Source organism: Methylobacterium sp. P3_A11 (assembly GCF_056403155.1).
In genome coordinates this window covers 1-15,344 of the sequence record NZ_JBFUGA010000084.1, presented here as the reverse complement: position 1 = coordinate 15,344, position 15,344 = coordinate 1, and the positions used below count along the sequence as shown (strand labels likewise).

The window sequence follows — 15,344 nt, the reverse complement described above, 5'->3', positions numbered from 1 at the left end:
CGATGCGGCATCCTCGTCCAGCGGCGGCGGGAACGGTTTCGGCGTGTGGCTCGTTCCAGCCGCCAATCCGGGCTCGAATGCCCGACGCTTCCGGAGCGTTACGATGCCCCGACCGTTTGAGCCCTACGCCGACGCGCTGCGCACCGCCCGCGAGATCGTGCGCGAGCAGGCCGGTGCCATCGTCGAGGCGGCCGTCCGCGCGGAGTCCCAGGCCTACGACGAGGCCTGTAATGTCCTCGTCGTCCGGATCGCGCAGGCCCTAGTCGATGCCCGCGAGGCTGGACCGGGGGGCGGCCTCGACCGGGGCTACGAGGCCGCGTAAGGCATCGGCGGCCGGGTCAGCCCCGCCGCCGCCCGCCGCCGCCCTTGTACTTGGGCTTCTGTCCGCCGAGCCCCTGCGTCGAGCGCGGCTTCGGCCGCTCCTGCCAGACCGGCGCGAGGCCGCCCACCGGCAGCTCCCGGTCGGTGCCGGGACCCATATTGTCGAGGTCCGGCTTGGCGATCCGGCTGCCCACCGCCCCACGTGGCGCCTTGCGGCCGAACTTGCCGGCTTCCCGCTCAACGTCGCTTTGCCGGGCCATCGGGTCGTCCGAAACCAGCAGCTCGGTCGCCTGGAGCCGCTTCAGCTCATCGCGCAGCCGCGCCGCCTCTTCGAAGTCGAGATCGGCGGCGGCCGTCCGCATCCGCTTCTCGAGATCCGCCATCACGGCCTTGAGATTGTGGCCCACCGTGATCGCGTCCTTGGCAAGCCCGGTATCGACCTGGACGTGGTCGCGCTCGAACACGCTGCTGAGGATGTCGGCGATGCCGCGCTTCACGCTCTGCGGCGTGATCCCGTGCTCGGCGTTGTAGGCGAGCTGCTTGGCGCGGCGCCGCTCGGTCTCGGCCATCGCCCGCTCCATCGAGCCGGTGATGGTGTCCGCATACAGGATGCAGCGGGCGTCGGCATTGCGGGCGGCGCGGCCGATGGTCTGGATCAGCGAGGTCTCCGAACGGAGGAAGCCCTCCTTGTCGGCGTCGAGGATCGCCACCAGGGCGCATTCCGGGATGTCGAGGCCCTCGCGCAGCAGGTTGATGCCGATCAGCACGTCGAAGGCGCCGAGCCGCAGGTCGCGGATGATCTCGATCCGCTCCAGCGTGTCGATGTCGGAGTGCATGTAGCGCACCCGGACGCCGTTCTCGTGCAGGTACTCGGTGAGGTCCTCGGCCATGCGCTTGGTGAGCGTGGTCACGAGCGTCCGGTAGCCGGCCTGGGCCACTTCCCGGACCTCGCCCAGGAGATCGTCCACCTGGCTGCGGGCCGGGCGGATCTCGATCACCGGATCGACCAGCCCGGTCGGGCGGATGACCTGCTCGGCGAAGACCCCGCCGGTCTGCTCCATCTCCCACTTGCCGGGCGTGGCCGAGACATGGACCGTCATCGGCCGCATCGCGTCCCACTCCTCGAAGCGCAGCGGGCGGTTGTCGAGGCAGGAAGGCAGCCGGAAACCATACTCGGCGAGCGTTGCTTTCCGGCGGAAGTCGCCCCGGTACATGCCGCCGATCTGCGGCACGGTGACGTGGCTCTCGTCGGTGAAGACCAGGGCGTTGTCGGGCAGGTACTCGAACAGGGTCGGCGGCGGCTCACCGGGCTTCCGGCCGGTGAGGTAGCGGGAATAGTTCTCGATGCCGTTGCAGGCGCCGGTGGCCTCGATCATCTCGATGTCGAAGGTGCAGCGCTGGTCGATGCGCTGCGCCTCGATGAGACGGCCCATCTTGGTCAACTCCTCGATCCGGCCGTTCAGCTCGGTCTTGATGCCCTTGATCGCCTGCTGCAGCGTCGGGCGCGGCGTGACGTAGTGCGAGTTGGCGTAGACCTTCACGAACTTCAGCTCGGAGATGGTCTTGCCGGTGAGCGGGTCGAACTCGACGATGCTCTCGACCTCGTCGCCGAACAGCCCGATCCGCCAGCCGCGATCCTCCAGGTGGGCGGGCCACAGCTCGATGGAATCGCCCCGCACCCGGAACGTGCCGCGGGCGAAATCCGACTGGATGCGCTTGTACTGAAGCGCCACGAGGTCGGCGATGAGCTGGCGCTGCTCGATGCGCTCACCCAGCGAGACCGTGAACGACATCGCCGTGTAGGTCTCGACCGAGCCGATGCCGTAGATGCACGAGACCGAGGCGACGATGATGACGTCGTCGCGCTCCAGCAGGGCGCGGGTGGCCGAGTGGCGCATCCGGTCGATCTGCTCGTTGATCGACGATTCCTTCTCGATGAACGTGTCCGAGCGCGGGACGTAGGCCTCGGGCTGGTAATAGTCGTAGTAGGAGACGAAATACTCCACCGCGTTGTCCGGGAAGAACGCCTTGAACTCTCCGTAGAGCTGCGCGGCCAGCGTCTTGTTGGGCGCGAGGATCAGCGCCGGGCGCTGCGTCTCTTCGATGATCTTGGCCATCGTGAAGGTCTTGCCCGATCCGGTGACGCCGAGGAGCACCTGATCGCGCTCCAGCGCCTGCACGCCGCCGACGAGTTCCGCGATGGCTTTCGGCTGGTCACCGGCCGGCTTGAATTCGGATTTCAGCGTGAACCGGACGCCGCCCTCGGATTTCTGCGGGCGCTCGGGCCGGTGCGGCGTCCAGGTCTTGCCGTCCTTGAATAGCGGGTTGCCCTCGGTGAGCAGGCGTTCCAAGGCCGTCACCGTGGCCGAGGCGCCCCCGTCGCCGCCGGGATCCGGCAGGTCCGCACCCTCCGGTGCCGGCCCCTCGTCCGGCGGGGTCAGGCCGAGGGCCTGGGCAAGGCGCGGGTCGACATCCGCCGCGTCGCCCAGCGCGTAGCCCGCCTGGGGCGCCTCCGCGAAACCGTCGCGGGCGATCTCCGCATGACGGGTCGCCGCCTGCGGGGCGGCCTTCGCTTTCCTGCCCTTGGGCTTTCCCGGCCGCGCGGATGGTTCGGCCTGCGGCGCGGCCGGCACCGGGCGGCTGCGGTTCAGCGCCGGGTTCAGCAACTCGGCCAGATACGTGTCGAGGGGCTTCAACTCCGGTTTCGACGCCTTGGCGGACGAGGCCGTGACGGAAGCGGCGCGCGGTTTCTTCGGTGCGGGCATGGGAACAATATGGGCTCCGACACCGCTCGCAGGAACCCTGTCGGCGGGCAGTTCTACCACTTTCGTACGCGTTGATCGGATCCACGGGCGATGCTGAGGACGAATGCCACGATCCTGCCTCAGCGTCGACCAAAGGGGTGAATACAACCTTCAGGTAGAATTCGCCCAGAATCGAACTGGATCCTCGGCGCCGATGCGGTGAAGATCCGCCTCTCTGATATGGGGGAAACGGCTTGCGACGACGGTGTCCGGCCGATACTTTGCGCTGCAAAGCATGGTGCGACCGTGGAATCGAGGCACATGCAGGACCTGGACAAGGCACTGGCCGACATCGTCGCGATCCGCTCGCAGATCGCCCGCGATACGGCGTTTCGCGGCCTGGGCGCGGCCACCGTGGCCGGTACTGGCGGCCTCGCGCTCGCCTGCGCCGCGGCGCAGGCCCTGTGGCTCGGCGATCCGACGGCGCGGCCGGGCCTGTTCTTCGGCCTCTGGATCGCTGCCGCCCTCGCGGCGTTCGCGATGATCGGCGTGGAGGCGGTCCGGCGCAGCCGGCGCCTGCATTCGGGACTGGCCGACGCCATGGTGTGGAACGCCATCGAGGTGTTCCTGCCCGCTGCGGGCGCTGGGGCCTGCCTCGCCCTGGTCATCGCCCGCTTCGCCCCTGGCGAGGTCTGGATGCTGCCCGGCCTGTGGCAGGTGCTGGTCGGCCTCGGGCTCTTCGCCTCTGCGCGGATCCTGCCGCGGGCGGTCCAGGGCGTCGGCGCTTGGTATTTGCTCGCGGGTCTCGCCGTGCTGGCGATCGCGGCCGAGACGCGGGCTCTGTCTCCCTGGACGATGGGCCTGCCCTTCCTGGTCGGTCAGGCGTGGCTGGCCGGGATCATCCATCACGGGGCGCGGGCCTTCGATGACGACCGCTGACCGTTCCGACGGCCGTTTCTCCTACGAGGGGCTCGACAGGATCATCCATGAGCGCGCGCGCCTGAGCGTGCTCACCTCCCTGGTGGCACATCCCAAGGGATTGCCCTTCCCGGACCTGAAGCGCCTGTGCGGGCTCACCGATGGCAACCTGAGCCGCCACCTCGCCGTGCTGAGCGAGGCCGATCTTGTCAGCCTCGAGAAGCGCTTCGCGCAGAACCGGTCGCAGACGGTGTGCCGCCTGACTCCCGTCGGGCGACGGCGCTTCATCGGCTATCTCGGCGTGCTTGAACAGGTGGTGCGCGACGCCGCGGAGGTCGCCGGGCGCGGTCCCGAAACCGGTGTCCGCGGCCTCGATCCGGCCACGAAAACGGCGTGAGACCGCCGGGTCCTGCCGGGAATGTTAACCCCGTTTCGATAGACCTCAACGACACGCCCATGCCGGGAGACTTTACGATGCAAAGCGAAGCGGTGCCGGGCGCCCTGCACGCCGCGATCATCATGGACGGCAACGGGCGCTGGGCGACGCAGCGCGGCCGGCCGCGGCTCGCCGGCCACCATCGCGGCGTGGAGGCGATCCGCCGGACCGCCGAGGCCTGCCCGGATCTCGGCATCGGCACGCTGACGCTCTACGCCTTCTCGGCCGACAACTGGCAGCGCCCTGCCGAGGAGGTGGGCGGCCTGATGCGGCTCCTGCGCTCATACCTGCGCAACGAGACCCAGCGCCTCGCCCGCACCGGMACCCGCCTCAGCGTCGTCGGCCGGCGCGACCGCCTGCCGGTCGGCATCCCCGATGCGATCACCGCGGCGGAGGCCGCCACGGCGGCGGGGACCCGGCTGCATCTGCGGATCTGCGTCGACTACTCGGCGCGCGACGCGATCCTGGCGGCGGCGCAGCGGCTCCAGGGCGAAGACCTGACGCGGGAGAATTTCGGCAAGTTGGTGGCCGGCCCGATGCACGGCTCGCCGGTCGATGTCGATCTGCTGATCCGAACCGGCGGCGAGCGTCGCCTCTCCGATTTCATGCTCTGGGAGGCGGCCTATGCCGAGCTGCATTTCACCGAGCGGATGTGGCCCGATTTCGGACCCCAGGACCTCGCCGAGGCGGTCGCCGAGTTCGGGCGCCGCGAGCGCCGGTTCGGCGGCCTGAAGGCGCCGGCCGTCTCGGCGGCGGCCTGACGCCGCTTGACGCGCGCCCACCCGCGCGCAGAGGGTCGCCGGCATGATCGAGACCCTCGCCGACCGCCGTGTGCTCCTCGTCATCGGCGGCGGCATTGCGGCCTACAAGGCCCTCGACCTGATCCGGCGCCTGCGCGAGCGGGGCGCCAGCGTCTGCCCGGTGCTCACCGCCGGGGCACAGGAATTCGTCACGCCCCTCGCGGCGGCCGCGCTCGCGGGGGAGCGGGCACACACCGACCTGTTCGACCGCGCTTCCGAGGCCGAGATCGGCCACATCAAGCTCGCCCGTCAGGCTGATGCCGTGGTGGTGGCGCCCGCCACTGCCAACCTGATGGCCCGGATGGCCGGCGGCCACGCGGCCGACCTCGCGACCACCATCCTGCTGGCCACGACCCTGCCGATCCTGATCGCGCCGGCCATGAACGTCCAGATGTGGGCGCACCCCGCCACCCGCCGGAACCGCGCGGTGCTGGAGGGCGACGGCGTCCGGATCGTCGGCCCGAACGCCGGCAAGATGGCGGAGTCCGAATCCGGGCCGGGCCGCATGGCCGAACCCAACGAGATTGCCGACGCGCTGGAGCGGATGCTCGGGCTCGCGGCCGGGGACAGGCCCCTGGCCGGCCGGCATGTGCTCGTGACCTCCGGCCCGACCCACGAGCCGATCGATCCGGTCCGCTACATCGCCAATCGCTCCTCGGGCCGCCAGGGCCACGCGATCGCGGCCGCGGCCGCGGCGGCCGGCGCCGCCGTGACCCTCGTCTCCGGTCCTGTGGCGATCCCCGACCCGCCGGGCGTCGCCGTGGTCCGGGTCGAGACAGCCCGGGAGATGCTGGAGGCCGTCCAGACGGCGCTTCCGGTCGACATCGCGGTCTTCGCCGCCGCGGTGGCCGATTGGCGCCCGGAGCAGGAGGCCGGGACCAAGAAGATCAAGAAGGACGGCGCCGGTCCCGCCCCGATGCCGCTGGTCGAGAACCCTGATATCCTCGCGACGATCGCGCATCTGCCCGCGGGCCGCCCGCCCCTGGTTGTCGGGTTCGCCGCCGAGACCGACACGGTCCTCGAACACGCCCGGGCGAAGATCGCCCGGAAGGGCTGCGATCTGATCGTGGCCAACGATGTCTCGGCCGAGGGCGGCGTCATGGGCGGCGTCGACAACACGGTGCACTTGATCGGGCGGGACGGCTCCGTGGAAACCTGGCCGCGCCTCGGCAAGGACGAGGTCGCGCGCCGGCTGATCGCACACCTCGCGGGTCTCCTGGCGGGGTGACGAGACCCTGCCGCCGCTCGCTCGGCTCCGGCGTCCGGGATGATGACATCTGCAGAGGTCAGCTCTCACGCTGACGAGATGAGTTCGCACAAAAAAGTTACCGAACAATTCTGAATTCTTTGCCGTATCTTGCTTGAGATATCCTATTATTTGCTGTTTTCAAAAATTTAAGTCTGTATCTGTATTTTCTGAAATGAGACAAAATTGCGAAATAAGGTGAAAGGCGCGTCTTGAATCGCCCGGTTGTGCGGATGTTGTCCTGAAAGATCTTGCTATGATCTTGCCGCGTGCTCGGTTTCTCGGGCTGTCGGAGTTGGGGCATGATGCGCGTGCGCGAGTTGTCGATCCGGACGACGCTGTGTGTCGTCCTCGTCGCCATGGGCCTGATCCTGCTCGGCTTCGCGACGAGCGCCGTGCGGGATGGGCAGGGGCAGGCGGTTCAGGCGGAGCGGGTCATCGCCCTGGTTCGTGCGAGCCGTGCGTTGCTCCAGACCCTGAACGTGACTCGCTTCGAGCGCGGCGCGACCCTGCAATTCCTCGCCGCTGCGGAGCCTGTCGATCCGGAGACCTTGGCGTCGCTCTACGCGGACAGACAGCGGGCCATCGCCGGGTTCGCCGAGGCGCGGTCCCTCCTGGACGGGCTGGACCTCGCGGCGGTCACGGCGACGCTCGGCCGCCTGCACGCCGCCCGCGACCGCGTCGACCGCCTCCGCCCGCGGGTGGACACGGCCCTGCGCGTGTCCCGGACCCAGCGCGAGACCGGGGTGGCCGCCGAGGCGCAGGCCGGCTTTCAGGAGATGCTCGAGGCCCTGATCGCCACGAGCGACGCCGTGGACGCCGCGATCCCTCTATCCGACGCCATCCTCCGGCAAGACCTCGCCCTCAAGCGGGCGGCCTGGTCGGCGCGCATGTCAAACGGCGCCGTCGCCCTGCGGGTGCAGACCTCCCTGGCGGCCGGGACATCCTGGTCGCTGGACGACGCCATGGCGGCTGCCGAGGAGCGGGGACGTCTCGACGCCGCCTGGAAGTCGGCCACCGAGTCCGTTGCCGGAGCCACCGAGGCGGTTCGGGCTGCGTTCCGCCGGGCGGAGATCAACAACTTCGAGGGTGCCCCCCTGGCCCGGCGGCGCGCGGTGGCGAATGCCCTGAGCCGTGGCGAGCCGCCGGGATTGACACTCGCGCAGGCTCGAAAGCTCGACACGCCCGAGCAGATCACCCTTGTCGACCTCGCCTTCGTCTGCCTCGACGAGATGATCGGACGATCCGAGATTCTCTCCGGCGCGGCGCGGGGGGGCCTTCTTCGCGACGGGGCGGCCCTGTTGGCCACCCTGCTCCTCGTCGTGCTCGGCTTGTTCGTCCTGGTCCGCGGTGTCCTTTGGCCGCTCCGCGCGATGACGGCCACGATGGAGGCTCTCGCGGCGGGGGATGTCGGCGTCGCGGTGCACGGGCGGGACCGGCGCAACGAGATCGGTGCGATGGCGCGGGCCGTCCAGGTCTTCAAGGACACGTTGATCCGCACCCGCGCGCTGGAAGCCGAGGCGGATGAGACCCGGCAGGCGGCCGAGGTGCGGCGCCGGACCGGCATACGCGCGATGGCCGAGCGTTTCGAGCAGGCGGTGAGCGGCATCGTCGGGCGCGTGTCGTCGGCCGCCGCCGAACTGTAGGCCACGGCCCGGACCATGACGGCTGCCGCGGCGGGAACGGCCGGCGAATCCGCCACCGTCGCCGCGGCGGCCGAGGAGGCGGCGCGCAACGTGAACACCGTGGCGGCGGCCGCCGCGGAACTCGGCGCCACCGTGCGGGAGATCGGTCGCCAGGTGGACGGCTCGGCGCGCCTCGCGAAGACCGCCGCCGTCGAGGCCGACCGGACCGGCGCCCAGGTCCATGCCTTGAGCGAGTCCGTGGTCCGGATCGCCGACGTGGTGGGCCTGGTTTCTGCCATCGCGGAACAGACCAACCTGTTGGCCCTGAACGCCACGATCGAGGCGGCCCGGGCCGGTGCCGCCGGCCGGGGCTTCGCGGTCGTTGCCACCGAGGTGAAGGCGCTCGCCGATCAGACCGCCAAGGCCACGGCCGAGATCGCGGGCCAGATTGCCCAGGTCCAGGTCTCCACGGGGGACGCCGTCTCGGCGATCGGGGCGATCACGGCCCGCATCCGCGAGATCAACGGCGTGGCGGCCTCGATCGCCGCGGCTGAGGAGGAGCAGGGCGCGGCCACCCAGGAGATCGTCAGAAGCGTGGCCGCGGCGGCCCAGGGCGCAGCCGCGGTGACCGGCCACATGGCCGGCGTGGCCGAGGCCTCGCATGCGACGGAGGCGACGGCGGCCAGGGTTCTGGATGAAGCCTCCGCACTCACGGCCCAGTCTGAGCATCTCACCGTCGAGGTCGGTCGCTTCCTCGCCGGTGTCCGGGCCGCCTGAACGGCCCCGGAGTACCCTGCCGACGGTCTCCCTGGCCTGGATCGGTTCGAGGCGATAGAAGGCCTCCCGACGGCCGGCGCGCACGGCGCCGGTTCCAGGGAGAAACCATGCCTCGCCTGTCCCCCCTCTTCGGAGCCGCGTTGATCGCCATGACCACAGCCGCAACTGCCGAGACCGTGACCACCCCGTCGGGCCTCAAGTATCAGGACGAGGTCGTCGGCACCGGGCCTGAGCCGAAGGCCGGGCAGCAGGTCACCGTCCAGTACACCGGCTGGCTCGACGAGGGCGGCAAGAAGGGCAAGAAGTTCGACTCGTCCCGCGACCGCAACCAGCCCTTCAGCTTCCCCCTCGGCGCCGGCCAGGTGATCAAGGGCTGGGACGAGGGCGTCGCCACCATGAAGACCGGCGGCAAGCGCACCCTGATCATCCCGCCGCAGCTCGGCTACGGCGCCCGCGGCGCCGGCGGCGTGATCCCGCCGAACGCCACCCTGATCTTCGACGTCGAACTGCTCGGCGCGAAGTAAAAGGACCCGGCTGCGCGAGCGCGCGAGTCCCCAGACCATGCTGTTCGCGCAGCTGTCCGACGAGCTGTTCAAGCCGCTGGCCTCGCCGAGCCGCGGTTTCAACGCCGCCCTGCTCCTGCACCTGCACCGGCGCGTCCTCGGGGCCGAGCCGGTGCGCAAGGCCGAATTGCTCGCCGAGATCGGTGACTTCGCTGCCGGCTGGAGCGACCCCGAGGTCAGCGGCGACGAGCCGATCTCGGCCGATCCGACCGAGCGCCGCACGGCCCTCTACCGGCGCCTCCTCGACACCGGGTGGCTGATCGAGCGCCGCGAGCGCTACGTCCCGGTCGCGGAGTTCGACCCTGAGGCCCGGCTCCTCCTGGAGGAGCTGTCCCGGCTGGAACGGGGCGAGACCCGCTCCTACGGCGGCGCCGTGCTGGAGGTGCTGGGCGGCCTTGAGAGCGCCCTGTCGGATCCGTCGAACCGGAGCGAGGCGCTGTCGAACGCGGCCCGGGGTGCCGCCGCCTTCCTGTCCCACGTGCGCGGCCTCGCCGCCGGCATGCGCAAGGTCGAGGAGCGCATCCTGCGCGAGCCCGACCGCGCGAAGACTTTCCGGCTGTTCTTCGAGGATTTCGTCGAACGGCACCTGATCAGCGACTACCGGACGCTGCACACCCGCTTCAACCCGTTCCGCTTCCGCGCCAGCGTGGTGCGCGAGGCCGGCCGGGCGCTGCGCGACGCCCTCACGGTCCGGGCGCTGGCCGAGGGTCTGATCCGGGAGGGGCGGAGCGCCGACCTCGACACGGCGCAGCGGGCGGTGCGGGCGGATCTCGCCCAGATCCTGTCGGTGTTCGAGGGGCTCGACAACCACCTCGATGCCGTCGACGCCGTGGTGGCGCGCCTGGAGCGCCGGATCGCCTCCACCCTGCACGTGATGGACCGCCCGGATCCGAGCGGGGTCGAGCGGGTGGCCGCGATGCTGCGCGCCGTCGGCGGGTCGGAGATCGCCCCCGAGGTGCCGGGCGACGTCTCGCTGCTGCGCCCGCCCATCGGGCACGCGCATCTCCAGGCACCGCGGGCGCGCAAGTCCGCCATCGACATGGAGCCCCTGCCCGACATCGAGGACGATCCGGTGGTCGACGCCTTCGCGGCCGCCAAGGCGGAGTTCCGGCGGCGCACCACCGTGACGCCCGAGAGCATGAGCGCCTTCGTGGAGGCCCGCCTCGGCAAGGCCGTGACCCTGCGCGGGTCGCAGATCGTGATCGCGGGCGTCGACGACTTCATCGTGTTCCAGCGCCTGCGCGAAATCGACGTGCTGTTCGACGCCAAGCTCGGCGCCCGCTATGCCGTCACCCGGTTGCCCGAGCGGGTCGCCAACGGCTGGCTGGACTGCCCGGATTTCCTCTTGAAGCGCCGCCCCCATGCTTGAGGGGTTCCGCGCGATCATCGACGGCGACGAACCGCCGCCGCCCGGCGCCCGGGCTCCCGATGCGGAGGAGCTGAGCCGCGCCCTCCAGGTGCTGCTGAAGGGGCAGGTGATCTACGCCGAGACCCAGGGCATCGGCCGCTCCTACGAGCTGGCCCGGCACTACGCGCCGTTCTTCACCGATTATTTCGCCTGCTTGGGCTACGCGCTGACCGTCGCGCACCGCGACCAGATGGTCTCGCTGAGCCCGGCCGCCGACGCACCCCGCCACGACATCGTCTCGGAGCGCCTGCGCAAGGACGAGACGCTGGTGCTGCTGGCGCTCCGGCTGCTCTACGAGGAGGGCCTGCGCGATCACCGGGCCGGCACGGACGGGATCGTGGACTGCACCACCGACGAGATCGTCGAGAAGATCCGCACGGTGGCGCGCAACGAGCCCCCCGAGGAGGGCCGGCTCGCCGACATCCTGCGCCTCTACGCCAAGCGCGGCGGCCTGCGCCTCGGCGAGCGCGACCGGGTCGAGCGGGTCACCCCGCTCTCGCTCCTGCCGGGGCTGACGGTGCTGGCCTCCGACGCATGGATGGAGCGCCTCCGGGCGTGGTCCGAGGCCGGGGAGGCCTGAGGCCGTCAGCGCCCGCCCCCGAGAGGCGTGACCTTGGGTCGCCGCGCCGCACCCGCGACGGCGAGGGCAACCGGGCGCGTCGCCCGGAAGCCGCCCGCCGGTTCCGGTTCAGGCCGCTCGGACCGTTGCCAGGAAGTGCTCGACCTCGCCGCCGAGATGGGCTGCCTGGCGAGCCATCTCGGAGGCAGAGGCCAGGACCTGCGCGGCGGCCGCACCGGTCTCTTCGGCGGCGCCCGCGACGCCGCTGACATTGGCGGTGACGGACTCGGTCCCGGTCGCCGCCTCGGCGACGTTGCGGACGATCTCCTGGGTGGCCGCGCCCTGCTCCTCGACGGCCGCCGCGATGGAGTTGGCCATGCCGCTGATCTCGCGGATGCGGCCGGCGATGCCGTCGATGGCCTGGACGGCCTGGCCGGTCGAGCCCTGGATCTGGGCGATCTGGGCCGAGATCTCGGCGGTGGCCTTGGCGGTCTGGTCGGCCAGCGCCTTCACCTCGGTGGCGACGACCGCGAAGCCGCGACCGGCGGCCCCCGCCCGGGCGGCCTCGATCGTGGCGTTCAGCGCCAGCAGGTTGGTCTGGCTGGCGATCGCCGAGATCAGGTCCACCACCTCGCCGACCCGGCGCGCGCCGGTGCTCAGCGCCTGGACGAGGTCGGCCGTGGCGGCCGCCTCGCGGACGGCGGCCTGCGCCAGATCCGCCGAGGAGCCGACCTGGCGGCCGATCTCGTTGACCGAGGAGCCCAGCTCCTCGGCGGCCGCCGCGACCGTGGTCACGTTGGTGGAGGCCTCCTCGGCGGCGGCCGCCGCGCTGGTGGACTGGCCCGCCGTCTGCGTCGCCGTCGCGGTGAGGCTCTGGGCCGTGGCTTGGAGCTGCGTCGCCGCCGACGTCACCGAGCCGACGATCCCGCCGATGGCGGATTCGAATCGGTCGGCGAGCTCGCGTGTCGCCTGCCGGCGCTGCGCCTCGGCGCCGGCCCGGGCCTGCGCGGTCTCGGCCTCCAGGGCGCGGGCGTGCAGCAGGTTCTCCCGGAAGACTGCGACGGTCGCCGACATGGCGCCGATCTCGTCTCGCCGCGCCGCGTAGGGGATCTCGGTCTGCGTGTCGCCGTCGGCGAGGCGCCGCATGGACAGAGTCATGCCGGCGAGCGGCCGTGACACGCCCGTGAAGGCGTACAGCATGGCGCCCAGCGCGATCGCGAGGCTGACGATCAGGCTGACGATGGTGGCCCGGACCGCGTCGGCCTGGCTGTCGCGGGCCGTGCGCCCGGCCGCTTCGCCGGTCTTGATGTTCAGGTCGGCGAGAGCGCGGGTCGCGGTCGAGGCCGCGAGATAGTCGGCATTCATGGGGCCGCGGAAATAAGCGAGCGCCTGGTCGTGCTGATCGGCCGGAAAGGCGCGGAGGCGGTCCCAGTCGGCCTGCTGCACCGTCAGCTTGGCGAGCAGGTCGTCGTAGAGCGTCTGCTCCTCCTTCGAGGCCACGAGGGTGCGGTAGGACTCGACCTTAGCCTGGCGATTCCGGATCAACTCGTCCGCGTTCTTCAGGCTGGTCGCGCGCTCTGCCTCGCTATCCGCCGTCACGTAGCGGAACTGCCACAGCCGCGACCGCATCACGAGGGCGTTGATCGACTGGGCCTCGTTGATCGACGGCACGGCGTTGTCGATCAGCTCCGCGAGCCGCTGGTCGACCTCCTGCATCTTGTAGAGAGTGACGCCGCCCTGAACGATCGCCGCCAGGAGCAGGAGGGCGAAAAGGCCGCTTAATTTCGCTTTGAGACTGAGACGCATCGGTCAATTCCGGTCGTACGGACGAGACCGGAAGGACATGAGCATCTTCTGCTAACAGTGTCATAACCTGCAGTGGAATCTGGCTTCAGACCTGCGTGTGCGTCGGCTTGCATACGCGGCCGAGTCCGGCCAACTGGACCGATCCTTCACTCCGTCACCGGCCCGGCTCACCGACATCGTGTACGTCCTCACCGACATTGCCCTCTCGAACTGGTACCTGATCCGCCGCGAGCAGATCCGCCTGCGCGGCGCCGCGGCGCTCGTCGGGCCGACCGGGGCCGGCAAGTCGACGATCTTCGACGCGGTCGGCACCGTGCTGGCCGGCAACAACGCCAGCCGCCTCGCCCTCAACGCCTCGGCCTCCGGGCGCAGCGCGCGCACCGTGCGCGACTACTGCCTGGGCTGGATCAGCGACCCGGCGGAGGGCGGCCGCCCGACCCGGGAATCCTGCGAGACCGTGCTGGTCCTGGTCTTCGAGAATCCCGATTCCGGCCGCGTGGTCTCGGTCGGGCTGGCGCTGGCGGCCCGGGCCGCGGATCCGAAGGAGACGGTGCTGTCGCGCTTCATCGCGGTCGGCCACCGGTTCGAGGTCGCCGACTACGCCCGCACCGCGCCCGGCGGCACCTACACGGCGCCGTGGACCGAGATCGCCGCCGACCTGCGCGCCCGCGCGTCGAGCTTCACCGAGTACCGGACCTCGGGCGAGCGCTTCACGGCCGATGTCCTCGCCTCCCTGCGGGAGGGGGCGCCGGCGCCGGAGCCGCGCCACTTCCTGCGCAGCTTCGCCAACGCGGTGGCGTTCAAGCCGATCTTCGACACCAGCGCCTTCGTGCGCGCCTTCGTGCTCGACCCGGAGCCCCTCGACGTCGAGCGCGTGCGCCACTCGATCGCGAACTGGCGACGCCTCCTCGAGACCATCGCCGAGCTGGAGAGCCGCCTCGGCCGCCTGCGGCGCCTGAGGGACCGCTACGAGGCCTGGGGCGAGGCGGTCCTCGCCGCCGCGACCCACGATCTGCGGGCGGCCAGCGCCGAGCTGCGCCGCCGCAGCCTCGATCTGATCGCCGTCCGGACACGCCTGCGCGAGGGCGCCGACACCCTGCGCATCGCCCGCGAGCGCGTCGCGGCGAGCCGCGGCCACGCGCGCGAGATCGACGGCGAGATCGCCGAGAAGAAGGCGCTCGCCGCCGCGAGTGCGGCCGAGGGGCGTCTCGCCGCCTCGACACTGGGCCTCTCCATGCTGGAGCGGGACCGGAAGGAGCTGATAGGCCGGATCGGCGATCTCGTCGGCCTGGTCGGCCAGATGGCCAAGCTGCAGCCGGTGGCGCCGATCCTGCGCCAGACCTGCCCGCCGGCGGCCCGCCTCACCGAGGCCTGCGCCCGGGCGGGCCTGCGCCGGGAATCCTCCCCCGAGGAGATCCTGCGCCCCGAAGGACCCCTCGCCGAGCTGATGGAAGGGCTGGCGCGCCTGCCCGATTTCGACGAGGTCCTGGAGCGCGCCGCCGAGGATGCGGCGCTGAAGGCCCGCGCCCAGGAGAGCGAGGCCGAGCGCACGGCCCCGCGCACCGGCTCCGGCCCGGCCGCGCGCCTCTCCTCGGACACGGTGGCCTTCCGCGGCGAGCTGGAGCGTCGCGGCATCGCGGCGGTGCCGATCTGCGAATTGGCCGAGATCGTCGACCCGACCTGGGGGCCGGCCCTGGAAGGCCTGCTCGGGCGCGCCCGCGAGGCCCTGGTGGTCGCCCCGGACCGGCTGACCGAGGCGCTCGGCGTGCTCCAGTCGGGCCGCGACCGGTTCCACCGCTGCATCCTGGTCAAGACCACCGACACCGCCAAGCAGCGGGCGCGCCGCTACGACGACGGGCCGCTCACCGTCATCGAGGCGAGCGACCCGCATGCGGAGGCGTTCCTCGGCGTGCGGCTCGGGGGCTACGACCTCGCCCGGGACGATGCCGAACTCGCCCGCCTCGCTCGGGCGGTGGCCCCGAGCGGCCGCACCACGGCCGGCATGGCCTATTCGGTCACCCGCAGCGTCGATCTCCTGATGACCCGCGGCCATCGCGGGCCGACCGCCGACAGCCGCCGCGCCCACGAGATCGCGGTGGCCGAGGCGCGCCGCCTGCGCGGCGAGGCGGCGGTTCTGCGCG

Annotated in this window: 11 protein-coding genes and 1 pseudogene; 10 read left to right on the top strand and 2 right to left on the bottom strand. The window is 71.3% G+C overall.

The features are described 5' to 3' along the window. Nucleotides 1-103 precede the first annotated feature (103 nt). Nucleotides 104-322, top strand: a complete 219-nt coding sequence (locus AC1DXK_RS22455) for a hypothetical protein (RefSeq protein WP_457106071.1) — start codon at nucleotides 104-106, stop codon at nucleotides 320-322. A 16-nt stretch (nucleotides 323-338) separates the two neighbouring features. Here the strand turns inward: AC1DXK_RS22455 and uvrB are convergent, their stop codons facing one another. Further along, the gene (gene uvrB, locus AC1DXK_RS22450; RefSeq protein WP_457106070.1) at nucleotides 339-3,086 is read right to left on the bottom strand and encodes an excinuclease ABC subunit UvrB; all 2,748 of its coding nucleotides are present in this window, start codon (nucleotides 3,084-3,086) and stop codon (nucleotides 339-341) included. A 300-nt stretch (nucleotides 3,087-3,386) separates the two neighbouring features. Here uvrB and AC1DXK_RS22445 point away from each other — a divergent pair, with 300 nt between their 5' ends. The 8 genes and pseudogenes from AC1DXK_RS22445 (at nucleotide 3,387) to AC1DXK_RS22410 (ending at nucleotide 11,418) form a co-directional block, all read left to right on the top strand. Further along, nucleotides 3,387-4,004, top strand: a complete 618-nt coding sequence (locus AC1DXK_RS22445) for a hypothetical protein (RefSeq protein ID WP_457106069.1) — start codon at nucleotides 3,387-3,389, stop codon at nucleotides 4,002-4,004. Next, nucleotides 3,991-4,380, top strand: a complete 390-nt coding sequence (locus tag AC1DXK_RS22440) for a transcriptional regulator (RefSeq protein WP_457106068.1) — start codon at nucleotides 3,991-3,993, stop codon at nucleotides 4,378-4,380. The genes AC1DXK_RS22445 and AC1DXK_RS22440 overlap by 14 nt, the downstream gene beginning before the upstream one ends. 77 nt (nucleotides 4,381-4,457) lie before the next feature. Next, nucleotides 4,458-5,180 (top strand): di-trans,poly-cis-decaprenylcistransferase, encoded by a 723-nt coding sequence (locus tag AC1DXK_RS22435; RefSeq protein WP_457106067.1) that lies wholly within the window; start codon nucleotides 4,458-4,460, stop codon nucleotides 5,178-5,180. A gap of 43 nt (nucleotides 5,181-5,223) precedes the next feature. After that, complete coding sequence (gene coaBC / locus AC1DXK_RS22430; protein WP_457106066.1) at nucleotides 5,224-6,447, top strand: bifunctional phosphopantothenoylcysteine decarboxylase/phosphopantothenate--cysteine ligase CoaBC; 1,224 nt, start codon at nucleotides 5,224-5,226, stop codon at nucleotides 6,445-6,447. Between the two features lie 323 nt (nucleotides 6,448-6,770). Next, nucleotides 6,771-8,867 (top strand): annotated as a pseudogene (locus AC1DXK_RS22425) (methyl-accepting chemotaxis protein). Between the two features lie 107 nt (nucleotides 8,868-8,974). Then, nucleotides 8,975-9,391: an FKBP-type peptidyl-prolyl cis-trans isomerase gene (locus AC1DXK_RS22420; protein WP_043345483.1), complete on the top strand. Its 417-nt coding sequence runs from the start codon at nucleotides 8,975-8,977 to the stop codon at nucleotides 9,389-9,391. A 37-nt stretch (nucleotides 9,392-9,428) separates the two neighbouring features. Then, nucleotides 9,429-10,799: a Wadjet anti-phage system protein JetA family protein gene (locus AC1DXK_RS22415; protein ID WP_457106065.1), complete on the top strand. Its 1,371-nt coding sequence runs from the start codon at nucleotides 9,429-9,431 to the stop codon at nucleotides 10,797-10,799. Further along, nucleotides 10,792-11,418 carry a DUF4194 domain-containing protein gene (locus AC1DXK_RS22410; RefSeq protein ID WP_457106064.1) on the top strand — a complete coding sequence of 209 codons (627 nt, stop codon included), beginning with the start codon at nucleotides 10,792-10,794 and terminating at the stop codon, nucleotides 11,416-11,418. The genes AC1DXK_RS22415 and AC1DXK_RS22410 overlap by 8 nt, the downstream gene beginning before the upstream one ends. A 108-nt stretch (nucleotides 11,419-11,526) precedes the next feature. Here the strand turns inward: AC1DXK_RS22410 and AC1DXK_RS22405 are convergent, their stop codons facing one another. Next, on the bottom strand, nucleotides 11,527-13,203 hold the full coding sequence (locus AC1DXK_RS22405) for a methyl-accepting chemotaxis protein (protein WP_457106063.1): 1,677 nt from the start codon (nucleotides 13,201-13,203) through the stop codon (nucleotides 11,527-11,529). A 178-nt stretch (nucleotides 13,204-13,381) separates the two neighbouring features. On the opposite strand from AC1DXK_RS22405, the gene AC1DXK_RS22400 reads away from it, so the two are divergent. Next, a partial coding sequence (locus AC1DXK_RS22400; protein WP_477299118.1) for an ATP-binding protein occupies nucleotides 13,382-15,344 on the top strand: 1,963 nt, incomplete at its 3' end.